Origin of the sequence: Aerococcus urinaehominis, assembly GCF_001543245.1 — a bacterium.
GTDB lineage: Bacteria > Bacillota > Bacilli > Lactobacillales > Aerococcaceae > Aerococcus > Aerococcus urinaehominis.
In genome coordinates this window covers 303,865-327,607 of the sequence record NZ_CP014163.1, presented here as the reverse complement: position 1 = coordinate 327,607, position 23,743 = coordinate 303,865, and the positions used below count along the sequence as shown (strand labels likewise).

Genomic DNA, 23,743 nt, shown 5'->3' with positions numbered 1-23,743 from the left:
TCTTTTTGTTTCATTAACTTTTTTGGCCTAACCAGCCTTCAAGGCTTTAGTCTTATGGGACTTTTGCGACACACTATTTTGAACTGTGTGCTATACTAACTAGGCAAATTAGGCTTAATAATTAGGAGTTAGTACATGGAACAGCTTATTTTATTCATTAGAAAACATAGTATGGTCATTTTATCTTTGAGCTTAGCATTGCTTAGTGTGATAGTCGGGCGTTTTGATTGGCGCTTTATTAACTATGGCGTTATAGTTACTTTATTTGGCCTAATGTTAGTCTTGGGTATTTTTGCTGAATCAGGACTCCTGAAACAGGCTTCTATTTTCCTAGTCACTAAATCGGCTAATAGCCGTCGCTTGGTTCAAGCCTTAATTCTGGTAGCATTTCTAGGTTCTTTCTTGTTGCCGAATGATATTGCTGTTTTGACCTTGCTTCCTATTTACCTGCAATTGCTGGGTTATTTGCCTAGATTTAAAGGTCGGGTTTTAAGTGCCGCTTTGATAGTAGTAGCTGCTAATTTAGGCGGTGTTTTCTTTCCCTTCTCGAATCCGCAAAATTTAGTGATATACAGCCATTATGGCATCAACTTTTTTGAATTTATGATGTGGACCTTGCCATTAATGCTAGCTGGATTATTCGGTGTTATGGTTTTAAGTTTGCTAGTGGCTAAGGCGCCTATTAGTACCCAACTTTCTAGTCAACCAGTTAATTATCGACTGGTAATCTGGGCTAGTATCGGTATGCTGATTATGGTAGCAGCTGTTTTTGGTTTAATTAATGTCTACTGGGCCAGTTTAGGGATTGCAGTTTTTGTACTTTTGTTCAGGCCCCATTTTCTTAGGCATGTGGATTACTTACTGTTGCTGACATTTGCCAGCTTTTTTATAGTAGTGGGTAATCTCTCTGAATTAACTGTGGTCCAAGATTGGTTGGCTAGTAATGTAAACCAAAAGCAGACCACATATTTAGCGGGGGTTGGCTTGAGCCAAGTCATTTCAAATGTGCCGACAAGCATTTTAATTGCGCCATTTACAGAGTGGCCAAGACAGCTGTTACTGGGGGTTAATATCGGAGGTCTGGGAAGTTTAGTCGCCTCCTTGGCTAACCTAATCGGCTATAATATTATAAAGCCATCTCTTGCTATAAAAACTAACCATTATCTGAAAGTATTCTTGCTGGTAAATCTATTGTTACTTGTATTTTTAACCCTATTGTTTTATCCCTATTAAAGGAGGATTAATATGTCAGATCTAACTCACCGATTTGCTGAGACTAGTGATTATCCCGCTATTGCTGCTATATTTAACCAGGCTAGCCAATTCTTGGCTGACCAGGGGGTTGATCAATGGCAGAATCGGCCTAGCTTATTGACTAGTTTAGCGCAAGTACTTGAAACAGAAACGGGCCATGTCTGGTTACTAGATGACCAGGTCCAAGCCTTTTGTGTTCTGGCACCAGGTGATAAAGGCTATGACCAGTATGATGACTGGCAAGTTAGTGGGCCCTATTATGCCGTTCACCGTCTGATGGTAGCGGATGACTTGCGGGGACAAGGAGCAAGCCAGCAAATTTTCCAGGATATTACAAATTTGGCCAAAGAAAAAGGCATGGCCAGTCTAAGGATCGATACCCATCCTGATAATCTGACCATGCAACATATTATAAAAAAACAAGCTTTTAACTACGTCACGAGCATAAGTATTACTGAAGATAATTATCCGCGCTATGCCTACGAAAAAGCAATCAATTAAGCGACTTGTCAACCACTATATCACTTGGGTTAGTGATTTGTGGCGGATTCGACATGGCCATGGTGCCATCAAAATCCACTCGGACCTGGTCGCCAGCCTGTAGCTCAGGTTGATTACTGGTTGACGTAATAATCTGATATTCCTGGCCCTGCTGATCACGCAAATTAAAGCCATCAGGGTTAATTTGGCTCACCTGGCCGCTTATTGTATGCGTCTGATTAGACTGGGGACGACAGGCGACTAGTACCAGGGCGAGTAGGAAACTAATTAGTAAACTGGCATATTTTTTCATGAGGACCTCCATCGAATGTATAAGTTAACTTATTATAGATAATTAGCTTTGTTTTGCCCATAGCGCTTATATATTTTAAATACATTTTTAAGGATAGTGACCATCAATTCGATTTCGAATCATATGGTTTGCCATTTTGTTTATCTATTCGTATAATATTAGTGTAAGATGTAAGGGCTTTAATTCAGGAGGTACTTCTATGAGTGAAAGAGTCGCAGTGATTACTGGTTCAGGCGCTGGTTTGGGTAAAGGAATTGCCCAACGTTTAGCTAAAGATGGTTTTAAGATTGTTATTTCAGATATCCATGAAGATACTGCTGAGAATACGGCTAAAGAATTGCAAGATGAAGGTTATGAGGCAACCTACTTCGTAGGTGATGTTTCTAAACGTGAAGACCAATTTGACCTAGTTGCTCATGCTGTGGATGCATATGGACGCCTAGATGTTTTTATCAACAATGCAGGAGTCGAAGGTATTAAACCGCTTGCTCAAGTGGACGAGGAAACCTTTGATAAAATGGTAGCAATTAACGTTAAGGGTGTGCTATGGGGGATCCAGGCAGCTACTGAACAAATGAAGAAACAAAATAAAGACCGTATCTACAAGGTTATTAATGCTTGTTCAATTGCCGGTCATGAGTCTTATGATTTATTAGGCATTTATTCAATGACTAAGCACGCAGTGCGTTCATTAACCCAATCAGCTGCTAAGGAGTATGCGGAAGCAGGTATTACAGTTAATGCCTATTGCCCAGGTGTTGCTGGTACAGAAATGTGGGATCGCATTGATGCTGAGATGGCTAAATATAATGGTAATGCCCCAGGTGAAACCTTCGAGCAATTCTCATCAAGCATCTTGATGGGTCGTTCGCAAGAACCTGAAGATGTGGCTGGTTTAGTTTCCTATCTCGCTTCTGAAGACTCAGATTATATGACCGGACAAGCTATTTTAATTGACGGTGGTATGGTAATGAGATAGTGATAACATAAAAAGTGATTATATTAAAAGGGTTCAGCAATTACTGCCGAACCCTTTTATTATGCTTATTTTTCTAACTCACCTTGATAGTCTGGCACACCTTTCTCGACATTAGTAACGTCGAAGCCATTTTCATCTAAGATAGTTGCAGCTTTCTTAGAACCTACACCATCGTGGCAAATTGTGTAGTAATGGGTATCTTTATCTAGTTCATCTAGACTATCTTCTAATTGCGATAAAGGTAGGTGAACAGCACCAGGCACATGGCCTGCTTCATACAAATCTTTAGGACGGACGTCTAAAATATGTAAGTCATCTTGGTTTTCGACAATTGATTGGAATTCTTCAATAGTAACTTGTTTCATGTAAATCATCCTCCTTAGTTTTAGGATAGCAATTTTAGCTAAAAAGACAAATAATATGCTTGGCCTAAATTGACTTTTTACTTTAATAAGCTTAGAATGGTTCCTTGAGAGTAGGGTATACGCGTTAAGTGCCAGGAGACGGAATGTTGCTGCTGGACGAAGGACTGTGTGTTCGTGGTGTCTGCCCGCATTCGCTCAATTTTTAAGGGTGTAATGTAACCTGTTAAGGTACTCTCCAAATTTTAGGAGGGTTTTTTTTATGAATAAATGGTTACCGCGTTCAATGTCGAGCGCTAAGCTTGTTGCTGGGATGGGGGTTTTGATTGCCCTGAATTTGGTTTTAAACCAATTTCGTTTGGTAATTAGCCCTACTTGGGAAATAAATTTTTCTTTTGTAACACTTGCAATTATGGGGGCATTTTATGGGCCGGTCTATGCTGGAGTGGCCGCAGGTTTTGCTGATATCCTAGGTTTTATGCTTAGCCCATCTGGATTCTTTTTCCCTGGTTTTACCTTAAATAGTATCTTAAGTGCCGTAATATATGGCCTACTGTTATTTCGTCACCCTTATAGTTTGAAGCGTTTGGTGGTTGCTAAAATTGCAACAACGATATTAGTTAGCCTTATTTTAACCCCCTTATGGTTAAATATGATGTATCAAAACGCCTTCTTTTCATGGGCTCGGATTGTTCGGACTGTGATTCAATTTCCGATAAATTTGGCAATTCTGCTCTTTATCTTTAAAACTTTAGAGCGGATTCCGTCTTTAAGAAAATTAGTTGAATAAGTTATTATGGGGCAGGGAGAATTTCCTAGCCCCTTTTTTTGTGCTTACATTAGCTGTATTGCTGATTTTAAAGGCTCTTTGTCAAATAGTGTTGGTGATATTAAAGATCGAAGTTTTGACTTCGGTCTTTTTTATTTTTTCTAGCCATAGGCTAGAGTCTCCAGAGAATTGGTCATCTGTTCAACAGCCATGGCACCGGTTCGAGCCAAGGTCTCTCACCTCGCCAGCCTCAAACAAGCTGTAGTCAATCGCTATATCCGTACGTCGCGTTGCTCCTACGGCTCTAGGATTGTCACAGCTTGTATTTCTTTGGCGTGCTTAACATGGCTAACAGATGCCCATTCTCTTCCGCCTCTAGTAAAAAATATCTTTTAACTTAGGCACATAGGGCCCTAGATTCTGTATCTAGCTTTTCAATCTTTCTATTTATGGTAGGTTTATTTTCCCTCTTTACCTCATATGATTTAAAGGAAAGAAAAGCCCTTGCCCTTAAATGATAAAAATTGCGGTAACCAAATCCGGAACGCTTAATATTCTTAATTTTATTATTCATACCCTCAATTGGCCCATTGGAAAGTGTATAACGAAAGCTATTGATAATAGCAGGTAAGTATTTGAGCAGAGTATTCATCGTTTTTCTCAAATTCTTCGGGAGCCGTTGGCTCTTATTGCGACTAATTGTATGTAGGAAAGCATTGATATTCCCTGTTTTAAGGTGATATTTGAGCTCATTGACGACATCATAGACTTTTCTAAATTTACTGTCGATATTAAGCATAAATTCAACTATACCTGCTTCTGTTATAAGGCCATCAAATAAGCGATGTGTGCGGTAATTAACACTATTCAGTGCTTCTTGGTTCTTTAAAATCAGCTTCCATAACTGTTTCAATTTCCGATAGTGTGTTGATTGCTTAGGTTGTTGATTCATCACAAGAATCCGTTGGCTATTCAAAGTCTGATTCAGTAGTTGGACAATATGGAATCGGTCAATAATAATTTTCGCATTTGGAAAGATTTGTTGTAAAAAATCATAATAAGGTGAGTACATATCCATGGTAATCGTTTCAACTAGCTTTCTCTTTTCCAGAGGGAAACGCATAAAATAATCTCTTAAATAAGCTTGCGTCCGATCTTCTAATATATCAAATAAACGATGATTAGCTGCATCCACTAGGATGCAAGACATAGCGCCTGAGACATTTTTAACAGATTTAAACTCATCAATAGATAAATGCCTAGGTAGTTGCCGGTAACTTTGTTTGAATTGTTTAGCAGTCGATTCAAGCAGACGAATAACAGTAGAATTTGAAATATTAAGTTTTTTAGCGATTAAGGACATACTTTGCGACTCTGATAATTCTTGTATCGCTAAACACTTGATTTGGCGACTAATAAAGCAATTTTTAGCAACTAGATTAGAAGAGGCTGTAAACGTAATTTGGCAATTTTTACAGAAAAATCGCTGTTTTTTTAATACTAAAGAGATTGGTTGTGTGTTGAATTCACCTATTAAAATGCGCGATAGTTTATAACCATGCTTAATAATACTAGCTTGGTCAGCCTCCTTATGGAGGCAATTTGGACAGCTGTCTGGTTGATAAGTTAGTGTGCCGTAGATTACTTTATGAGTCACTTGTTTAATCTTTTTAATCGTTACCTTGTCCTCTAATTTAATATTTTCGTCTGTAATACTTAATAGGTTTTTGATACAATCATTTTGAGCCATGTGAATTCTCCTTTGTAGTTTTGTCTGACAACTTAATTATAAAGAATTCACTGGCTTTTTGTGATTCCAAATAAAAAAAGGTGTCAGTGAGTTTTTACTCACCAACACCAAAAAGTATAGAACCATTTTAAACTCATTCGAAAAGATAGCTTATGCGAGTCAGTCTAAGCTATAAAAAATAGCTTTTATGATAGGATAGATATGTTAAGTAGCTTATTAGACGAAAAATTCTGGGAGGCGCTATGGAAAAAGTCACATTTAGTAGCCATCGCCTACAAATGATGGGGACCTGGATAAATCTGCAGGTCAAAGCGGTTAATAGCCAGGATATTTTGCGCCAAGCGATTCACCGTCTATTTGTTTACGAGTCACGTTTTTCGGCCAATGATCCATCGTCTGAATTAATGGCAGTTAATCAAATGGCAGGACGTGACTGGGTGGCGGTCCATCCGGAGCTTTTTTATTTAATAAAAGTCGGCAAAAAACATAGTATCGCTCAACCGTCCATTTTGAATATCGCAATTGGTCCCTTAGTCCAGTTATGGCGCATAGGCTTCTCGGATGCTAAAAAGCCAAATCAGCCAGCTATCGACAGGACCCTTAATCTAATTAACCCTTATGATATCTATTTGGATGATAAAAACCAGCGGGTCAAGCTAGCAAAAACAGGAATGGCAATTGATTTGGGAGCTCTGGCTAAGGGCCATATAGCAGACTTAATCATTGATTATTTTAAAGCCGCTGGTGCAGTGAGTGGGTTAATCAATTTGGGAGGCAATATAAAAACTTTAGGGCCTCCTATTAACCGTCCCCAGGATAACTATTGGCGTATTGGCCTACAAAACCCTAAAAAATCGCGAGGAGAGCATATCGCTATACTACAGCTAGAACCAGGTCAATCGGTGGTGACCTCTGGAACTTATGAACGTTGTTTAAAATTAGATTACAATGTCTACCATCATATTTTTGATAGCCGTACCGGTTATCCATTGACGACTTCTCTGGCTAGTTTGACTGTAGTTAGTAAGCAGTCTTTACAAGGGGAGATATGGACTAGTCGTCTTTTTAATTTTAGTGGACCGCAAATCAGAGACCTCCATTCCTTAGATACTGATATTAAATTGATTGCTATTGACCAGAGTAACCACCTATATTATGGGTCTGATTTTGCTAATCAAGTACTGCAGCTAGCCTAAGAAAGGAAATTCATCAAATGAAAAAAATCGTCGCTATTGTAGGCTCTAATGCTAAAAAATCTACTAATCGTAACCTTTTGCGCTATATGCAAAAGCATTTTGCTCACCTTGCTGAGATTGAACTCATAGAAGTAGCTGGTCTGCCAATGTTTACTAAGCCAAACGACCGCAATTTGCCGGAAAAAGTGATTGAGATGGCAGACAAGATTAATCAAGCTGATGGGTTAGTCATTTCTACCCCTGAATACAACCACACCATTACCTCAGCTTTGTCCAATGCGCTAAACTGGTTATCTTTTTATATTTATCCACTGGCAGACAAGCCAGTATTAATTACCGGGGCTTCTTACGGCCGATTGGGATCTTCTAGAGCGCAAACCTATTTACGGCAAATTTTGGATTCTCCAGATATTCGGGCCCGAGTCATGCCTAATTCTGAGTTTCTGCTAGGATTTTCACTGCAAGCCTTTGACGACCAAGGTGACTTAATTCATGCCAAGGATATTGACAAACTAGATAGTATATTTGCTAAGTTCATCAGCTACATCGACCACTCACAGGCCTACCAGGATCTTAACGATGGTAAATTGACTGAGATAAAAGATTATAGCTGGGTAGAAAAGGAGTAAACAAGTCATGAAAATTATTGGTATTGCTGGATCAGTTGCTGACCAATCTTATAATCGCATGCTACTGGCCTATATTAGTGACCACTTCCAGGACCTATTTGAACTTGAAATAGTTGATATTAGCCGATTACCCCTTTTTAGCTCGGACCATCCTGAATGGACCGAGGAGGGACCTATCCATACGGTAGTAAGAAAAATCCTCCAGGCTGATGGAGTAATTATTGCCACACCTGAACATAATCATACCGTTCCAACTCCATTAAAGAGTTTACTAGAATGGCTGTCTTTTAAGGTCCATCCTTTGAAAAATAAGCCAGTAAAAATTTTAGGAGCTTCTTACCTGGACCAAGGCACCTCCCGCGCTCAACTGCACCTGAGACAAAATTTAGAAGCTCCCGGCATTGATGCCTTGGTGATGCCAGGACAAGAATTTCTTTTGGGTCATTGTCAAACGGCCTTTGATAGCCAAGGAAATTTACTGGACCAGGGAACCATCAGCTATTTGCGTGAAGTCTTAACCCGGTTTACTAAATATGTGGAGGCTGTTCAACCTCTTGTCACTGATCCGGTTTTTCCTAAGGAGGATCTCCTAGCCCAGCAGGCTAGTGAGCGTACGGTTACAGGTGTTGATATGACAGATCCAGACTGGTTAAATAAAGCCAGTGACCGGGTGCAAGCGGTGAGCGGGGATACTTATGTAGAATTAGCTGGTGGCTTGCTGACTGTTGATCAGATTAATGAACTTTTAGCCAGTCTACCTCTAGCGGTAACTTATATTGATGAAAATAACCAATTCCTATATAGTAATCAGCCCGAATATGGATCTAATTTCGAGGATCTCGGTAGCCCCCTAGGCTTAGTTGATGAAGAAAATTGCCTCAGTCAGGCCAAGGAGTATATCGGCCAACTGCGGTCCGGCAACCAAGCTAAATTAATTATTAGCAACCAAAATAAACTGTTTACCTATGTGGCCTTGCATGACCAGACTGGTAAGTACCGCGGCTTTAGCCAACAGGTGCTGACAAACTGGCCCGGCATAGAATTAACGAATCAGAATATGGATGCGACAAATCCACTAGATGATAGTGATAGCGGCGTGGAAAATCAGGATATGCATAGCCTTGATAGCCAAACTAGTCCTAGTCAAAGTCAAGTGTCGGACCAAACAACTAATGCTAGTCAAAATTTAGTTACTGATCAAAATAGTGGGGCGAGCCAATTACCAGCCTCCGATGCGGATACTGGGGCTAGCCAGCATTAATTAATGGCTAACAAAAGCCAATATAAAGAAAAGTTAGACAATTTAAAAATTAAGCGTATAATGATGATGAAATCATTTCAAATACATAGGAGGTAATATAAATGGCTTATTTAGATCGTGCCAGAGAACTATTTGATGATGCAGTGAAGGTTCGTCGTACCTTGCATGAAAATCCTGAGGTCGGTTTCGAATTACCTGAAACAACTAAGTTAGTTAAAGCTAAATTAGATGAGTTTGGGATTGCCTACGAAAATGTCGGTAATACATATGGTATTACAGGCGCCCTTGGAGATGCTAGCAAAGGTAAGACTGTTTTAGTTCGAGCTGATATGGATGCCTTAGCTATCCAAGAAAAATCAAAATCTGTTTGTACATCTAAAAATGACAATGGTCACCTATGTGGGCACGACATGCATACGACTATCTTATTGATGGTCCTTAAGATGCTTAAGGAAAATGAAGACCAACTTCAAGGTCAAGTGAAATTCCTTTTCCAACCAGCCGAAGAAACCCTTAACGGTGGTAAAGTTATTATTGAAGAGGGCTTATTTAAAGATGGTAAACCAGATGCTGGTTTTGCCTTACATATGTGGCCAAATGGTGACAAGGTTGATGTCGAGATTGCCCGTAATGAGGTCCTAGCCTCTGCCTTAAACTTCCAAATTGTGGTTAAGGGTGTAGGTGCTCATGGTGCGATGCCTAACAACGGGGTTGATCCAGTTTTTGTGGCTAGCCAAATCATTAATGCAGCTAATGGCATCCTAGCGCGTGAATTACCTTCTAACCAGGGTGCCTCTCTGTCTATGGGTAAATTTGAAGCTCCAGGTGGTGCAGTGAATGTTATTCCTGATAAGGTTGTGTTAGAAGGTACATCTCGTTCACTTTATCCCGAATCAGCCAAACATATGGCTAAACGCTTGCCAGAGATTGTTGAGCATATTGGTAAGGCCTTCCGTGCTGAAACTGAGTTTACTGTTATGGCTAACTGCCCAGCCTTAGTAAATACAGCTGAAGAAGCTGACCTTGTGAAAACAGCTGCTGAAGAGGCTTTAGGTGATGACTATGAAGTTAAAAACATTGGCCCTTATCTTGCTTCTGAAGACTACGCCCACATTGCTAGCCAGTTAGATAAGACTTGCTACTTCTTTGTAGGTTGCCCATTACCGGATGAAAATGGCCAAGTTTACCCAGTCCATCATCCATATGTTCAATTTAATGAGGAAGCCTTGATTGTTGGTTCTGCGACTATGGCAACAGCTGTTGAAAAATGGTTAGCGGAACATAAATAAGTTTAAAATTATAAAAGCCGGCTAAGCCGGCTTTTTTATTGAAATAGAGAGGATAAGGTATCCTAAATGATGAAACAATTAGTAACGGCTTTTAAAGCATTTTGGGGCCAACTAGCTGTTAAGGCAAGAGTCCTAACGCTTAAAGAATGGGGACTAGGTTTGCTAGTAAATGGTATTTGCTATCTAATTGCTTATTTATTAGTTGCCCTAATTGTCCCTGTGACTTATGAAAATACTGGTATTTTAGTTTTGTCTATTTTTAAATATGCTGTCATTATTACTGGACTTGTCGGCTTATGGCGGATCATCAAACAAAACTGAGCATCGCCGGCTTGTAAGTTTGCAGTCCTTTTAAATGCTTGCTTAAATAAATTATGGTAGACTAGCTAGTAATTGATAAATAAAGGAGCTTAGACTATGAAATTTATTTCCTGGAATATCGACTCGCTAAATGCTGCCCTCACATCTGATTCTGCACGGGCCCAACTATCTCGTCTGGTATTAGATACTATTGATCAATATGATGCTGATGTCATTGCCATCCAAGAAACCAAATTGCAGGCCTCAGGGCCAAGTAAAAAGCATATGGAAATTTTAATGGACCGGGTGCCTGGCTATGATTATGCCTGGACCTCTTCTAAGGAACCAGCGCGAAAGGGCTATGCTGGTACCATGATTTTATGGAAAAAAGACTATCAGCCAGAGGTGACCTATCCAGCTATTGGTGCGCCTGAGCCTATGGATAGTGAAGGGCGGATTATAACCTTGGAATTTCCAGACTTCTACTTTACCGGCGTTTATACTCCTAATGCTGGTTCTGCTTTAGCAAGACTGGAAGATCGGCAAGCCTGGGATATTAAATATGCTGATTATTTAGCACGCTTAGATCAGGATAAGCCGGTTATTGCAACGGGTGATTTTAACGTTGCCCACAATGAGATCGACCTGGCTCATCCGGAAAATAATCGCCGCTCAGCTGGTTTTACTGACGAGGAGCGCGAGGGATTCACTAAGCTATTAAATCGTGGTTTTATTGATACCTTCCGTCATGTACATGGTGATGTTGAAGGGCAGTATACTTGGTGGGCGCAACGTGTAAAAACTTCTAAAATTAATAACTCTGGCTGGAGAATTGACTATTTTCTAGTTTCTGATCGGATAAAGGGCCGAGTAAAACGATCTGAAATGATTGATTCTGGTGACCGTCAAGATCATACGCCAATTTACCTGGAAATTGACCTTTAAAAAAATATAAATTTACCAGATATTGCAGACTGATATTGCCATAGGGTAAAATACCTTTATCAATTTAGAAGTAGGTGGCAATATGAAATTTTCAAACCGGGTTGAAGGCATGGCAAGTTCACCCATCCGTCGTCTAAGTGGCTACGCGCAAACTGCTAGGGACAAGGGACTTAAGGTGATTCCTTTGAATATTGGGCAACCGGATATTGAAACACCACAGGTTTTCTACGATGCTATCTCTCATTTTGAGGTTTCAGTTTTAGAATATACCAATTCACGGGGGATGAAAAAAACCTTAGAAACGATGCAGCTATACCTCCGTAACTATGGTTTGGATTTCGCCATTGAGGAATTAGTAATTACTGCGGGGGCTTCAGAAGGATTGGTCTTCACGATGATGACCTTATTAGATGAAGGTGATGAGGTTTTAACCATTGAACCCTTTTATCCAAACTATGATACCTTTGCTAAGATGGCAGGAGGGCGATTGGTCGGTGTCCATAGTTCTATAGACAATGGCTTTGCCATGCCAAGCATAGCTGATTTTGAGGATAAAATTACTGATAAAACCAAGGCAATCCTATTATCTAGTCCTGGCAACCCAACCGGTCGGGTTTATACCCAAGCAGAAATTGAGCAGGTAATTGCTATAGCGATCAAACATGATTTATTTATTGTTGCCGATGAGGTTTACCGGGAGTTTAACTATACAGATCGGCCTTTTGTATCCTTTGGTGATTATCCAGAAATTGCTGAGCGGGTTGTATTAGTTGATTCTATTTCAAAAAAATATTCAGCTTGTGGTGCACGGATTGGGTCTTTAGCTTCTAAAAACAAGGAATTTATGGCCCATATTATGAAACTTTGCCAATCGCGTTTGTCAGTTTCAACCTTGGACCAGGTTGGAGCAGGGGCCATGGATTTAGTAGATGACCAATATGTCTACGATAACCGTAAAATTTATAAAAATCGTCGCGAGGTACTTAATCAAGCCCTACAGAAAATTAAAGGGGTTAAAGTCACTGAACCAGAGGGCGCTTTTTACAATATCATTCAGTTACCAGTAGATGATGCCGAAAAATTTATTATTTGGATGCTAGACCAGGTTGAAATAGATGGTTATACTGTTTTGGCTACACCAGCTCAGGCCTTTTATACCGACCCAAGATACGGCAAGAATGAGATTCGCTTGTCTTACTGTGTCAGTGAAGAAATGATCGAACGTGCCATGGCAATTCTTGCTCTAGCGCTTGACCGCTACCCCAATCGTCAAGAAATTTAAAAAATTGCTTCACGCTAGTCTTTAGGTGACTGGCGTGATTTTAATTTGATATCTAGAAAAAAATAGAGAAAAGGCTTGCCTCTTATATGAGACCATGCTATAATTAACTTTGTTGCGGGGGCGTAGCTCAGTTGGGAGAGCGCTACACTGGCAGTGTAGAGGTCGTCGGTTCGAGCCCGATCGTCTCCATTTTGAGAAGACATAAGAACATATCGAGAAAGAAATTTTGTGCCTTAAAACGGGTTCTATACTTTTTGGTGTTGGTGAGTAAAAACTCACTGACACCTTTTTTATTTAGAATCACAAAAAGCCAGCGAATTCTTTATAATTAAGTTGTCAGACAAAACTACAAAGGAGAATTCACATGGCTCAAAATGATTGTATCAAAAACCTATTAAGTATTACAGACGAAAATATTAAATTAGAGGACAAGGTAACGATTAAAAAGATTAAACAAGTGACTCATAAAGTAATCTACGGCACACTAACTTATCAACCAGACAGCTGTCCAAATTGCCTCCATAAGGAGGCTGACCAAGCTAGTATTATTAAGCATGGTTATAAACTATCGCGCATTTTAATAGGTGAATTCAACACACAACCAATCTCTTTAGTATTAAAAAAACAGCGATTTTTCTGTAAAAATTGCCAAATTACGTTTACAGCCTCTTCTAATCTAGTTGCTAAAAATTACTTTATTAGTCGCCAAATCAAGTGTTTAGCGATACAAGAATTATCAGAGTCGCAAAGTATGTCCTTAATCGCTAAAAAACTTAATATTTCAAATTCTACTGTTATTCGTCTGCTTGAATCGACTGCTAAACAATTCAAACAAAGTTACCGGCAACTACCTAGGCATTTATCTATTGATGAGTTTAAATCTGTTAAAAATGTCTCAGGCGCTATGTCTTGCATCCTAGTGGATGCAGCTAATCATCGTTTATTTGATATATTAGAAGATCGGACGCAAGCTTATTTAAGAGATTATTTTATGCGTTTCCCTCTGGAAAAGAGAAAGCTAGTTGAAACGATTACCATGGATATGTACTCACCTTATTATGATTTTTTACAACAAATCTTTCCAAATGCGAAAATTATTATTGACCGATTCCATATTGTCCAACTACTGAATCAGACTTTGAATAGCCAACGGATTCTTGTGATGAATCAACAACCTAAGCAATCAACACACTATCGGAAATTGAAACAGTTATGGAAGCTGATTTTAAAGAACCAAGAAGCACTGAATAGTGTTAATTACCGCACACATCGCTTATTTGATGGCCTTATAACAGAAACAGGTATAGTTGAATTTATGCTTAATATCGACAGTAAATTTAGAAAAGTCTATGATGTCGTGAACGAGCTCAAATATTACCTTAAAACAGGGAATATCAATGCTTTCCTACATACAATTAGTCGCAATAAGAGCCAACGGCTCCCAAAAAAATTGAGAAAAACGATGAATACTCTGCTCAAATACTTACCTGCTATTATCAATAGCTTTCGTTATACACTTTCCAATGGGCCAATTGAGGGTATGAATAATAAAATTAAGAATATTAAACGTTCCGGATTTGGTTACCGCAATTTTTATCATTTAAGGGCACGGGCTTTTCTTTCTTTTAAATCCTATGAGGCAAAAAAGGAAAGTAAAACTACTGTAAAGAGAAAGATTGAAAAGTTAGATGCAGAATCTAGGGCCCTATGTGCTTAATTGATAAGATATTTCTTTGCTAGAGTCGGAGGGGAATGGGCATCTGTTAGCCATGTTGAGCACGCCAAAGAATTACAAGCTGTGACAATCCTAGAGCTGTAGGAGCAACGCGACGTACGGATATAGCGATTGACTACAGCTTGTTTGAGGCTGGCGAGGTGAGAGAGCTTGGCTCGAACCGGTGCCATGGCTGTTGAACAGATGACCAATTCTCTGGAGACTCTAGCCGATGGCTAGAAAAATAAAAAAGACCGAAGTCAAAACTTCGATCTTTAATATCACCAACACTATTTGACAAAGAGCCTTAAAACGTTGATATATTAGCGTTTGAGGCGCTTTTTCTTTTTATCGAGAAGCCCTAAGAAAGCAAAATTATTTTGCACTCATTCTGACCGTTATCATACAAGATTACATACAAAATACCCACCTAAGGGATCGCTCTTAGGTGGGTATTTTGTACGTAATAAGTCTAGCAGACAAATTATTTATCTCGCTTAACCTCAATCCGATAGCCGTCAGGATCGGTAACAAAGAAGTAGCTTGGCTCACCGCCACTTAGGCCTTTTAGTTCGCCAGTTTCATAGTTAGATGCTTGGCAAATTTTGTGCATTTCTTCAAGATCAGCAACTTTAACACCTAGGTGGCTAAAGCCGTCACCAATCTCATAAGGGTCCGCATCATAATTATAGGTTAGCTCAATTTCAAGTGGACTGCCTGGACTAGCTAAATAAATTAAGTCAAAACCATCCTCAGGAAACTTACGCTCGCGGCTAACTTCAAAGTCGAATAGGTTTGTGTAGAAATCAAGGGTTTTATCGATGTCGCGAACCCGTACACAAATTTCAACTAATTCTTGTTGCATCAAATCTCCTCCTTTATTCATCACACTTTCATTATAAAGAACATAGTTAATAATGCAATTAAAGCGCATTACTTGCTAAAAGTTAGCTAACCTGGCAAAATATAAATATAAAGATAGGGGAGGTTTATGATGTCAAAAGTATATGAAAAAGACTATGATTATGAAGTTGCAGCTAATAAGTACCACCTGATTGTGGCTCGTTCTTGTCCTTTTGCCCAAAGAACAGATATTGCCCGGTCACTACTAGGTTTGGAAGACGCTATTTCCAAATCAGTGGTTGATCCAATTAAAACAGAAAAGATTTGGGAATTTAAGCGCTATGAAGGCGCTAAAGACCCAGTTTTAGGGGTTGAATACGTCAGTGATGTATACCATAATACTAATCCAGCCTACGACGGTCCATACTCAGTGCCTGTCTTAGCTGATATTGAAACTGGCCAGGTAGTTAATCAAGAGTCCCTTGATATTGTAAAAGATTTTGTGACACGCTTCCAAGCTTTACACACTGGTGATGCACCTAACCTTTATAATGAGGATGACCGTGAGGCTATTGATGCTTGGGTGGTCCGAATTAGTTCTGATATCATGTCCGCGCCTTATAAGGCCCATGGTGCTGAAGACCAGGCTACTTATGATGAGCAAGTGGATATTTTCTTCACTGCCCTGGCGGATATTGACAAGGCATTAAGCCAACATGATTACTTAGTCGGTAACCAATTGACATTGGCAGACATCGTCTTGTATACACCATTATTACGATTTGATACGGTCTTCTATCCAGCCTTCCAAGTTAACCAATACCGTTTAGAAGATTTCCCCAATCTTTGGGCTTATCTGAAAAAGCTGTATCACATACCTGCTTTTAACCAATCTACTGATTGGGACGAAATTAAAGAAGGCACTTACCTGGGTAAAAATGGTCGCAACCACTTTGGTAAAGAAATTTTACCAGCAGGTCCACAGTTAGACCAGTGGGAAGACTAGTCTATTTATCAAACAAACCACTCATTTGAAATGGGTGGTTTTTCTAATTTATTGCTAGCTTTGCCTATGTTAAAATAAAAGGGTCTATGTTAAAATTGCTAGCCTAAGAAATAAGTAAGTAATGATAAATTATAAATAAATCTGATAAAGGAAGAAATATGGCAAGACAAGATTATCCGAGTGAAGTATTAGATGTAGAAATTATTGGTTTTGATGAAAAAGGCATGGGCCAAGCAGTCTACTACCATCCTGCTGATAAGGGTCCCTTTGGCAAGAAACTCAAATTAAGTGTTCGTGGGGCTCTGCCAGGCGATTTGGTCAGGGTGACTGTGCCCAATGCTAAGGGACGCAAGTCGGCAGTGGTAAACTATGATGAGATTCTTAAACCATCCCCAAGTAGGATCGGGCAGGCAGAGCCTGGTCAGCCGCAAGCAGGGGGGACGCCCTTGGCTTATATGGACTATCAAGCTCAATTGGACTATAAGACTCAGTATGTTAAACAATGCTTAAGTGATCAGGGTCACGATGAGTCCTTAGTTAAGGATACGCTTGGTATGGCAGATCCTTACCACTATCGTAATAAGATGGAATTAACCTTTGGCTTAGATGGTGCCATCGGCATGCATGAAGCTGGTAATTTCCGCCACATCATTGACATGAAGGATTCGCTGATTGCGCCTGAAGTAATGGTCGCCTACAAAGAAGCAATTGCTGACTGGGCTAAAGATTGGCAATTGCCGAGTTATGATAAGGAAGGTAAATCAGGTTTATTGCGACATTTAATGCTAAGAAAATCATTTGCTTTAGATGAGGAAATGGTCGCCCTGTTTACAACAGCTGATGTGAGTGAGTATCAGGAAGCAGCTAATGACTTGACTAGACGGTTAGCCAACCATTTTCCTAATCTGGCAAGTTTGACCTGGATTAAAAATACGGATATCGCTGACCGAACCCAGGCTGAAGAGGTAATCGTTTTACATGGCCGCGATTATATTTATGATGAATTAGCTGGCTATCGCTACCGGCTTTGGTTTGATACCTTTTTCCAACCTAATCCAGTGCAGGCAGAAAAAATGGTCGATATCGCTCTGGATTTAGCTGACGTGAAAACTGATATGCGGGTGCTTGACCTCTTTTGTGGGGTAGGGACCTTCTCGCTACCATTTGCGGACGCCGCCAAAGAACTGGCCGGTATAGAAATCGTTGAAACTTCTATTGAATCAGCCAAGCGTAACGCCCAGGAGAATGGCTTAGACAATACCTATTTCCTCGCTCGTGACGCTCGTAAAGGTATGGCTGAGGTCGAAGAGACTTGGGGGCAGCCAGATTTATTATTGCTAGACCCACCCCGGTCAGGTGCTGGTGGTAAGGTAATGCGCCGAATTGGTCGCTTAGCTACTGATAAGGTGATTTATGTGTCTTGCAATCCTAAGACTATGGCGCAAGATATTAATTGGCTAGCAGATTTTGGCTATGAGTTGGTAAGTGTTCAGCCCGTTGACCAATTTCCGCATACCTTGCATGTCGAGACCGTAGTATTACTTACTAGGAGTAAAGCGACGCAGTAAGTAATTACGGAGACCTGTGCGATAGGAGCAGTTATTTCCTGCAGTATTGATTGGGAAAATAAAACAACAAACTGTATAAAAACGAGGTTTCTAGACATTTAGTGAATATCTGGGGGCTTCGTTTTTTGCTTGTAGTATCGAAAATGTCAGTAAAGTGTTGATTTCTGGAACCAATACTAAGAATCGCCGAGAGTTTAACCAGATGATTGAAGAATGTCAGGCGGGGTGAATTGATTTAATTATTACCAAATCCATCTCCCGATTCGCTAGAAATACGCTGGATTGCTTAAAATATATTCGGGAACTGAAAGCGAAGGATGTGGGGGTGTACTTTGAAAAGGAAAATATTAATAAGCTCGATGCCAAAGGAGAAGTACTCATCACCATCATGGCTTCTGTGGCCCAACAAGAGAGTGAGCCCATCAGCAGAGATAAGAAGCAAGCCTTGTTGATTGCCAATGCGACCAACGAAGATAAGCGAAGGAGATTAGCAGATATCAAAGCCTTCCTCAAGGGCATCATGTTAAGCTGGAGGAGTATGATGAGAGCTTAGTCAATCAGTAGGTGGAGGAAGTGCGTGTTAAGGAAGATAGCATTGAGCTAAAACTGAAGACAGGACAAATCATTACAGTAGAAAAATAAGAGAGACCTAGAACGATGCTTCAGAATGGGGATTGCATCGTTCTGTGTCTCTCTTTTTATGATGTGCAGAAATAGTCTCTTTTGAATTTATTTGGTGTAAACCTACAGCGAGCTTTTCTTATATGAATAAATTGAACAAAAATAATAAAATTATTTGTGTAATTCGAGGACAAATAGGTATTAACCTTTTAGTAAATTTTTTTCAGGCGGAAGGTGCCCTCTGATTCTGTTATTTGTAAATAAAATGCTTGACACAAGAAACTCAGATCTGTACACTTTGTGTATATAGTATATACACAAAGTGTGAAGGAAAGAAATTAAATGATGAATATTAATCTTTCGAAATTTTCTAAAGTCCCATTGTACGAACAGATAATAAAAGAAATTAAGCGTAACATTATATCTGGTGAATTAAAGGAAAAAGAACGTTTACCATCTATTAGACAGTTGGCTAAAGATTTAGAAGTCAGTGTTATTACTGTTAAAAAAGCATACGAAAATTTAGAACAAGAAAAATTTCTGATGTCCATCCCAAGTCAAGGAACGTATGTAGCCGATTTGGATATTGATTTGATTGAAAGAAAAATTCTAGCAGAAATAGATGCGAGTATCGAACAAGTTATTATAAAAGCAAAAAGTATAGGCCTAAGTTCTGAAGAAATAGTTCAACGGTTCAGTGAAAAAGTGGAGGAATAAAAAATGCAATATGCGATAAAAATGAAAGATGTTACCAAAACACTTGGTGACTTTAAAATTGATTTAAAGAATTTACGGATACCAAAAGGCTATATTACGGGATTTATAGGGCCCAATGGAGCTGGGAAATCAACAACCATTAAATTGATAATGGATTTGATTAAGGCAGATACAGGACAAATAGATCTTTTAGGCTATGATCATGAAAATGAAGGAAAAGCCGCACGTGAGCGAATAGGTTTTGTTTATGCTGAAAATATTTATTATGAAAATTTGAATGTTTGTTCTATTGGCAACTTAGTAAACGGTTTTTATCCTAAATGGGATAAAGATAAATTCGACTCTCTCTGTCGTGATTTTAAGCTGCCTTTGCAGAAAAAAGTAAAAGATTTATCTACAGGTATGAAGGTTAAACTTTCATTAGCCGTTGCTTTAAGCCATAATGCGGATCTGATCATCTTGGATGAGCCAACATCTGGATTAGATCCAGTCGTAAGGTTGGAGATTCTAGACTTACTGTATGATATTATCCAAGATCAAGAAAAGACGATATTATTCTCCACCCATATCCTAGCCGATTTGGAAAAAATTGCGGATTATATTATCTTTATCAATGATGGAAGATTATTGATTCAGGATTCTAAAGATCATTTGCTTGAAAATTACAATCTCATCAAGGGTCCACTTCAATTGCTCGATTCAGAGATGCGAGACTTATTAATTGGTTATACAGAGAGAGAATCTGGCTTTGATGGTTTGAGCGAAGATGTAAGTAGTTTTCAAGAAATTTATGGTGACAAGGTTCTAATTGAACCAGCGTCATTGGATGATATTATGATTTATCACTTGAAGGGAGACAATTAAATGCGAGCATTACTAGTTAAAGATTGGATAGTAAGTCGAAAACTATTAATTTTATCATTGATTATTCTTATCTTAGTCTTCTTTGTAGTGAGTGATGATCAAATACCTTTAATTTTAGGCTTATTGATATCCTTGTTTAATATGCGAAATATCGATGGTCTGGAGGACAAAAATGAATATCACGCCCTCATTCAAAGTATGCCAGTGAGCCGTCTTGAAGTAGTGATAAGTAAAACCATTTTCCATTTTTTGCAAGTCGGTATTAACTTATCACTTATAATATTGTTAAACAACATACTTCCAAATCTAAAAGCTAATAGCATCAAAGAAATTTTCTTAACTGTAGCCATGGCTATCATGTTAATTTTAGGTTATCAATTGTTGTACATTATTTTTGGTCCTGTATTCATGAGTTATGTTACTATCATAATTTTCCTAGTATTGATAATGTTTGGGTGGACATTAGCAAATAGTCCGTTCATTCAAGGTGTATTAAAGTGGCTAACATCAATAAAATCAGCCACCTTAATCCTATCATCTGCTTTAATCGTTCTAGTGGTATCTGCTTTATTATTGTTCTTGACTGTTAAGGTCTATGAGAGCAAGGATTTATAATACATTTAATTGGAATCTTATGTATCTTTTAGAGTGGTTTGGCGTGACTTTTCAGTAGACTGATGAAAGTAGTTAATATCAGTAAAACCACCCTACCACCCTATCAAAATCAATCCATAGCTTAAGGTCGATACACGTGGAGTGCATCGTATTGATTGAAAAAGTTAAGTGATAAACTGCAAAATAACGGGGTTTCTAGATATTTAATGGATGTCTAAGGACCTCGTTTTTGGCTTGGGTTTAAAAAATGGCAGTCAAGCGTTGGCTTCTACCGAAGATATGGGAAAGCAATTTGGAGATATCAAAACTTTTCTCAAAGGAGAGCAGATTAAGCAGAAGTTAGATAATGAAAGGCTAGTCGTCTGTGACTGCTGTGGAGAGATTTTTAGACGAGTCAAGTGGAACTGCCGAGGTTGTAAATCAGTGGTTTGGGGTTGTATCACTCGCATAGAAAACCCGTCTAAGTGCCAGACTCGAACGGTGAAAGAAGAATTGCTGCATCAGGCGGATTGAATCGAGTGATTGGAGATAAAGGAACTACCTTGAAGTTTTAGAGCAGATCCTTGAAGAAGTCTTCAATAATGATCCAGATGAAGGGTGTGAGCTATTAATGATGAGCTACATGAAATACAGAAAGAATTATGGAAGGTAGAAAATTAACAGGATAGTTACGACGAAGCGGTCGAGCAAATCTTTGGACTTCGTCAAGAAAAAGAAGAAGGTTATTAAATATTAAGGCCTTCTAAAGACTCGACACACGTAGGTAGAAGTTTATCATAAAAAATTTGGAAATCAGGCTAGTTGAAAGCATAGTTGCAAAGGACGAAAGTATAGAGATTAAGCTAAAGTCTGAGAAAGTTTAAATATTGAAATGTAAACAAGAGACCTAGAGCTATGCTGTGATTGGAGCGTAGTTCTGTGTCTCTTGTTTTGTTATGATTAAGGTAAATCAATGTGTGAGTAAATTTTAGGTATTAAGGAAAGGGTGAGGAATATGACGCAATACACAGATGAGGAGATCAGAAATCGCAAGAAAATAACGCTTAAAATTGCTGGGGATTACCTGGGGATATCGCCTAATGCTGTTGGGTTAGGTATGAGAAATAATTTGTTACCTATTGGTTTTGCTGTTCATAATGAAGAAAAAGATCGCAGATGGACAGAAAGTTGGTCCTACCACATTATCGCGGAACGGTTGATTGCCTATAAATATGGAAAAATTTCTGAGGTTCGCGTGCAAAATATTGAGAAAAGCCTGGATACCATTATCGAAGAATTTCAGGATTTGAAGCAAGAATTACTTTTTATATTAAGCGAAAACGAGGAAGAAAAGATCTAAAACTATTTGAGTATGCGTTTTCGCTGGGCGAGTTTGCTGATGAAAGTAAATGCTTAGATATTGACCTGGATGGGAGGGATACGGATAACGATGATTTTGAATAGAGAAAAATTATATCAAGAGATCTGGAAAATGAGTGTTAAAGGCGTTGCAGAGAAGTATCACTTAAATTATCAGAAACTCCTGAAAGCTTGTAGAGAAAAAGATATCCCCATTCCTGACAGTAAATATTGGGTGACATTAAGAACTGGTCAGGATGTCAGTAACCTGGTTGTTCCCCTATCTGAATCCGATTGTCAGGAAATTGAAGTTCCATTAATTTCAGACCAAAACATTTCTTCTGATAAAAAGGATTCTTCAAAAGAAAAGAAAGGAGTCAAAGAAATAGAAAAAGACTTGGAAGAAAAGAAAGCTGTGGGGCAGAGTAGAGATAACAGGCCATTCACTGACTCCGATGCACAACTTATCAAGGAAAAATTGAGCTTTCTATCGACAGAAAAGGTCAAAAAGATAGTCACTAGTCTTAGTGGGTATGAAGTGAGGGATAATAAAAGACTTCATAAGAAAGTCAGTGCCTTTAAAAAACAAGTTGCCTTATGGGACAAAAAAGTAAGGAATGCTCAAAGGGATTTTTATGATTTAAGATACGAAAGGAATGATATGGAGCGCCCCAAGTTCATCAAAGATGTTTCCAAAGAAAATAGAGATCGCCTATTTCGAATATTGGATATGATAGTAGAGACGTTTGAAGCTATAGGGGAGAGAGTGACGGATGATTTTTGCATCTTAATTACCAAAGATGTGGTTCCTTTTGAAATTATTGAAAGTACAACACAAGTGAAACATGAGCTGACGAAAGAGGAAGCCAAGCAACTTTTAGAATATGAAGATAGTCAAAAGTATGGAGGGTATGCTTCAAAACCAACAATAAAGAAATATGATTATCCATTCAATGGAAAGTTTCGCATCAAAATGTCTAATGGAAAATATTTAAAAGATAAGCAGGATAAACCATTAGAGAAGATGCTGCCAGATATCATCGTCATGTTTTACGAGTCTTACCATGACATCAAAATACAGAGGGAAGAACGTGAAGAACGGCAGCGTCAATGGGAAGAGGAGCAAAGAAGAAAAGAAGAGTACGCAGACCGGGTAAAAGCAGAAAAAGAAAAAACAATGCAACTTCTGAATGTTATTGAGGACTATCGATTGGCTGCAGATATTAGGAATTTTGCGGATGTTTTATCTGGAAATGAAAGTACGGACGATGAATTATTGAATTGGATACGGGAAAAGGCGAACTGGATCGACCCGCTTATTTCAAAAGAAGATGAGCTTTTAGGAAAACGAGAGCATTATAAAGATGCTGAAACTAAACTTAATTTTTTACAAGGTAATCGCTCGAGTTATCGTAGTCTCTGGTAGTTTCTGAGGTGCGCATATGAATTCCGGCCAAGAGATTATAGAGTCTAGAAATTAGTTAGATTATAGAGTCGATATTTAATAGGGTTTGCTTTACATCTAAAGTACACATGCAACATATGGAAATCAATTTATCTCTTATAGGTGTCGCATGTCGAGACCGTAGTATTACTTACTAGGAGCGAAGAGACGCAGTAAGTAATAACGGAAATCTCTGCGATAGTC

At 38.9% G+C, this 23,743-nt stretch carries 24 protein-coding genes, 1 tRNA gene, 1 pseudogene and 1 riboswitch; of the genes and pseudogenes, 22 read left to right on the top strand and 4 right to left on the bottom strand.

Going from position 1 to position 23,743, the window contains the following annotated elements; translation table 11 throughout:
• Positions 1-135: 135 nt before the first annotated feature.
• Positions 136-1,233, top strand: a complete 1,098-nt coding sequence (locus tag AWM75_RS01485) for an SLC13 family permease (RefSeq protein ID WP_067977426.1) — start codon at positions 136-138, stop codon at positions 1,231-1,233.
• Between the two features lie 12 nt (positions 1,234-1,245).
• Complete coding sequence (locus tag AWM75_RS01480; protein ID WP_067977425.1) at positions 1,246-1,755, top strand: GNAT family N-acetyltransferase; 510 nt, start codon at positions 1,246-1,248, stop codon at positions 1,753-1,755.
• Here AWM75_RS01480 and AWM75_RS01475 read toward each other — a convergent pair.
• Complete coding sequence (locus tag AWM75_RS01475) at positions 1,748-2,047, bottom strand: hypothetical protein (protein WP_067977423.1); 300 nt, start codon at positions 2,045-2,047, stop codon at positions 1,748-1,750. The two genes, AWM75_RS01480 and AWM75_RS01475, sit on opposite strands and share 8 nt — an antisense overlap.
• A gap of 199 nt (positions 2,048-2,246) precedes the next feature.
• On the opposite strand from AWM75_RS01475, the gene AWM75_RS01470 reads away from it, so the two are divergent.
• Complete coding sequence (locus tag AWM75_RS01470; RefSeq protein ID WP_067977422.1) at positions 2,247-3,026, top strand: acetoin reductase; 780 nt, start codon at positions 2,247-2,249, stop codon at positions 3,024-3,026.
• 65 nt (positions 3,027-3,091) lie between these two features.
• On the opposite strand, the gene AWM75_RS01465 is transcribed toward AWM75_RS01470, so the two are convergent.
• A complete protein-coding gene (locus AWM75_RS01465) occupies positions 3,092-3,391 on the bottom strand; it encodes a rhodanese-like domain-containing protein (RefSeq protein WP_067977421.1) in 300 nt (99 codons plus the stop codon).
• Between the two features lie 104 nt (positions 3,392-3,495).
• Positions 3,496-3,590, top strand: a riboswitch (THF riboswitch).
• 60 nt (positions 3,591-3,650) lie between these two features.
• Between AWM75_RS01465 and AWM75_RS01460 the strand changes: the two genes are divergently transcribed.
• A complete protein-coding gene (locus AWM75_RS01460; protein ID WP_074572549.1) occupies positions 3,651-4,178 on the top strand; it encodes a folate family ECF transporter S component in 528 nt (175 codons plus the stop codon).
• A gap of 376 nt (positions 4,179-4,554) precedes the next feature.
• Here the strand turns inward: AWM75_RS01460 and AWM75_RS01455 are convergent, their stop codons facing one another.
• Positions 4,555-5,907, bottom strand: coding sequence for an ISL3 family transposase (locus AWM75_RS01455; protein WP_067977420.1), 1,353 nt, complete (start codon positions 5,905-5,907; stop codon positions 4,555-4,557).
• A 242-nt stretch (positions 5,908-6,149) separates the two neighbouring features.
• Between AWM75_RS01455 and AWM75_RS01450 the strand changes: the two genes are divergently transcribed.
• From AWM75_RS01450 to AWM75_RS01410, 9 genes are all read left to right on the top strand, one after another.
• Positions 6,150-7,103: an FAD:protein FMN transferase gene (locus AWM75_RS01450; RefSeq protein ID WP_067977419.1), complete on the top strand. Its 954-nt coding sequence runs from the start codon at positions 6,150-6,152 to the stop codon at positions 7,101-7,103.
• Positions 7,104-7,120: 17 nt separating this feature from the next.
• Complete coding sequence (locus AWM75_RS01445; RefSeq protein WP_067977418.1) at positions 7,121-7,732, top strand: NADPH-dependent FMN reductase; 612 nt, start codon at positions 7,121-7,123, stop codon at positions 7,730-7,732.
• Positions 7,733-7,739: 7 nt separating this feature from the next.
• The gene (locus AWM75_RS01440; protein ID WP_067977417.1) at positions 7,740-8,993 is read left to right on the top strand and encodes an NAD(P)H-dependent oxidoreductase; all 1,254 of its coding nucleotides are present in this window, start codon (positions 7,740-7,742) and stop codon (positions 8,991-8,993) included.
• 101 nt (positions 8,994-9,094) lie between these two features.
• Positions 9,095-10,282, top strand: coding sequence for a M20 metallopeptidase family protein (locus AWM75_RS01435; RefSeq protein ID WP_067977415.1), 1,188 nt, complete (start codon positions 9,095-9,097; stop codon positions 10,280-10,282).
• A gap of 66 nt (positions 10,283-10,348) precedes the next feature.
• Positions 10,349-10,603 carry a hypothetical protein gene (locus tag AWM75_RS01430; protein ID WP_067977412.1) on the top strand — a complete coding sequence of 85 codons (255 nt, stop codon included), beginning with the start codon at positions 10,349-10,351 and terminating at the stop codon, positions 10,601-10,603.
• Between the two features lie 96 nt (positions 10,604-10,699).
• A complete protein-coding gene (locus AWM75_RS01425; protein ID WP_067977411.1) occupies positions 10,700-11,527 on the top strand; it encodes an exodeoxyribonuclease III in 828 nt (275 codons plus the stop codon).
• Positions 11,528-11,609: 82 nt separating this feature from the next.
• The gene (locus tag AWM75_RS01420; RefSeq protein ID WP_067977410.1) at positions 11,610-12,809 is read left to right on the top strand and encodes a pyridoxal phosphate-dependent aminotransferase; all 1,200 of its coding nucleotides are present in this window, start codon (positions 11,610-11,612) and stop codon (positions 12,807-12,809) included.
• Positions 12,810-12,925: 116 nt separating this feature from the next.
• A tRNA-Ala gene (locus AWM75_RS01415) sits at positions 12,926-12,998 on the top strand.
• A 175-nt stretch (positions 12,999-13,173) separates the two neighbouring features.
• Positions 13,174-14,526, top strand: coding sequence for an ISL3 family transposase (locus tag AWM75_RS01410; protein WP_067977409.1), 1,353 nt, complete (start codon positions 13,174-13,176; stop codon positions 14,524-14,526).
• Positions 14,527-15,007: 481 nt separating this feature from the next.
• Here AWM75_RS01410 and gloA read toward each other — a convergent pair whose 3' ends face one another.
• Complete coding sequence (gene gloA, locus AWM75_RS01405) at positions 15,008-15,388, bottom strand: lactoylglutathione lyase (protein ID WP_067977408.1); 381 nt, start codon at positions 15,386-15,388, stop codon at positions 15,008-15,010.
• A gap of 129 nt (positions 15,389-15,517) precedes the next feature.
• Between gloA and AWM75_RS01400 the strand changes: the two genes are divergently transcribed.
• The 9 genes and pseudogenes from AWM75_RS01400 (at position 15,518) to AWM75_RS01360 (ending at position 23,521) form a co-directional block, all read left to right on the top strand.
• A complete protein-coding gene (locus AWM75_RS01400; protein WP_067977406.1) occupies positions 15,518-16,372 on the top strand; it encodes a glutathione S-transferase C-terminal domain-containing protein in 855 nt (284 codons plus the stop codon).
• Between the two features lie 158 nt (positions 16,373-16,530).
• On the top strand, positions 16,531-17,940 hold the full coding sequence (gene rlmD / locus AWM75_RS01395; protein WP_067977405.1) for a 23S rRNA (uracil(1939)-C(5))-methyltransferase RlmD: 1,410 nt from the start codon (positions 16,531-16,533) through the stop codon (positions 17,938-17,940).
• A gap of 160 nt (positions 17,941-18,100) precedes the next feature.
• Positions 18,101-18,388: pseudogene (locus AWM75_RS08535) on the top strand (recombinase family protein); the annotation flags it as partial.
• Positions 18,389-18,903: 515 nt separating this feature from the next.
• Positions 18,904-19,278, top strand: a complete 375-nt coding sequence (locus AWM75_RS01385) for a GntR family transcriptional regulator (protein ID WP_067977403.1) — start codon at positions 18,904-18,906, stop codon at positions 19,276-19,278.
• 3 nt (positions 19,279-19,281) lie between these two features.
• A complete protein-coding gene (locus tag AWM75_RS01380; RefSeq protein WP_067977399.1) occupies positions 19,282-20,142 on the top strand; it encodes an ABC transporter ATP-binding protein in 861 nt (286 codons plus the stop codon).
• A complete protein-coding gene (locus tag AWM75_RS01375; RefSeq protein ID WP_067977395.1) occupies positions 20,143-20,757 on the top strand; it encodes an ABC-2 transporter permease in 615 nt (204 codons plus the stop codon). It begins immediately after the preceding gene.
• A gap of 210 nt (positions 20,758-20,967) precedes the next feature.
• Positions 20,968-21,270: a recombinase zinc ribbon domain-containing protein gene (locus tag AWM75_RS08930; protein WP_067977392.1), complete on the top strand. Its 303-nt coding sequence runs from the start codon at positions 20,968-20,970 to the stop codon at positions 21,268-21,270.
• A 481-nt stretch (positions 21,271-21,751) separates the two neighbouring features.
• Positions 21,752-22,096 (top strand): hypothetical protein, encoded by a 345-nt coding sequence (locus AWM75_RS01365; RefSeq protein ID WP_067977389.1) that lies wholly within the window; start codon positions 21,752-21,754, stop codon positions 22,094-22,096.
• Positions 22,097-22,186: 90 nt separating this feature from the next.
• Positions 22,187-23,521, top strand: coding sequence for a hypothetical protein (locus AWM75_RS01360; protein ID WP_067977387.1), 1,335 nt, complete (start codon positions 22,187-22,189; stop codon positions 23,519-23,521).
• The last annotated feature ends 222 nt before the right edge of the window (positions 23,522-23,743 follow it).

Bases quoted from the DNA above. Each gene is read 5' to 3' on its own strand.
- rlmD (WP_067977405.1), top strand. From the start codon at position 16,531: ATGGCAAGACAAGATTATCCGAGTGAAGTATTAGATGTAGAAATTATT.
- AWM75_RS01430 (WP_067977412.1), top strand. From the start codon at position 10,349: ATGATGAAACAATTAGTAACGGCTTTTAAAGCATTTTGGGGCCAACTA.
- AWM75_RS01420 (WP_067977410.1), top strand. From the start codon at position 11,610: ATGAAATTTTCAAACCGGGTTGAAGGCATGGCAAGTTCACCCATCCGT.
- AWM75_RS01375 (WP_067977395.1), top strand. From the start codon at position 20,143: ATGCGAGCATTACTAGTTAAAGATTGGATAGTAAGTCGAAAACTATTA.
- AWM75_RS01480 (WP_067977425.1), top strand. From the start codon at position 1,246: ATGTCAGATCTAACTCACCGATTTGCTGAGACTAGTGATTATCCCGCT.
- AWM75_RS01440 (WP_067977417.1), top strand. From the start codon at position 7,740: ATGAAAATTATTGGTATTGCTGGATCAGTTGCTGACCAATCTTATAAT.
- AWM75_RS01385 (WP_067977403.1), top strand. From the start codon at position 18,904: ATGATGAATATTAATCTTTCGAAATTTTCTAAAGTCCCATTGTACGAA.
- AWM75_RS01470 (WP_067977422.1), top strand. From the start codon at position 2,247: ATGAGTGAAAGAGTCGCAGTGATTACTGGTTCAGGCGCTGGTTTGGGT.
- gloA (WP_067977408.1), bottom strand. From the start codon at position 15,388: ATGCAACAAGAATTAGTTGAAATTTGTGTACGGGTTCGCGACATCGAT.
- AWM75_RS01400 (WP_067977406.1), top strand. From the start codon at position 15,518: ATGTCAAAAGTATATGAAAAAGACTATGATTATGAAGTTGCAGCTAAT.
- AWM75_RS01485 (WP_067977426.1), top strand. From the start codon at position 136: ATGGAACAGCTTATTTTATTCATTAGAAAACATAGTATGGTCATTTTA.
- AWM75_RS01435 (WP_067977415.1), top strand. From the start codon at position 9,095: ATGGCTTATTTAGATCGTGCCAGAGAACTATTTGATGATGCAGTGAAG.
- AWM75_RS01475 (WP_067977423.1), bottom strand. From the start codon at position 2,047: ATGAAAAAATATGCCAGTTTACTAATTAGTTTCCTACTCGCCCTGGTA.
- AWM75_RS01425 (WP_067977411.1), top strand. From the start codon at position 10,700: ATGAAATTTATTTCCTGGAATATCGACTCGCTAAATGCTGCCCTCACA.
- AWM75_RS01365 (WP_067977389.1), top strand. From the start codon at position 21,752: ATGACGCAATACACAGATGAGGAGATCAGAAATCGCAAGAAAATAACG.
- AWM75_RS01360 (WP_067977387.1), top strand. From the start codon at position 22,187: ATGATTTTGAATAGAGAAAAATTATATCAAGAGATCTGGAAAATGAGT.
- AWM75_RS01455 (WP_067977420.1), bottom strand. From the start codon at position 5,907: ATGGCTCAAAATGATTGTATCAAAAACCTATTAAGTATTACAGACGAA.
- AWM75_RS01410 (WP_067977409.1), top strand. From the start codon at position 13,174: ATGGCTCAAAATGATTGTATCAAAAACCTATTAAGTATTACAGACGAA.
- AWM75_RS01450 (WP_067977419.1), top strand. From the start codon at position 6,150: ATGGAAAAAGTCACATTTAGTAGCCATCGCCTACAAATGATGGGGACC.
- AWM75_RS01460 (WP_074572549.1), top strand. From the start codon at position 3,651: ATGAATAAATGGTTACCGCGTTCAATGTCGAGCGCTAAGCTTGTTGCT.
- AWM75_RS01465 (WP_067977421.1), bottom strand. From the start codon at position 3,391: ATGAAACAAGTTACTATTGAAGAATTCCAATCAATTGTCGAAAACCAA.
- AWM75_RS01380 (WP_067977399.1), top strand. From the start codon at position 19,282: ATGCAATATGCGATAAAAATGAAAGATGTTACCAAAACACTTGGTGAC.
- AWM75_RS01445 (WP_067977418.1), top strand. From the start codon at position 7,121: ATGAAAAAAATCGTCGCTATTGTAGGCTCTAATGCTAAAAAATCTACT.
- AWM75_RS08930 (WP_067977392.1), top strand. From the start codon at position 20,968: ATGTCTAAGGACCTCGTTTTTGGCTTGGGTTTAAAAAATGGCAGTCAA.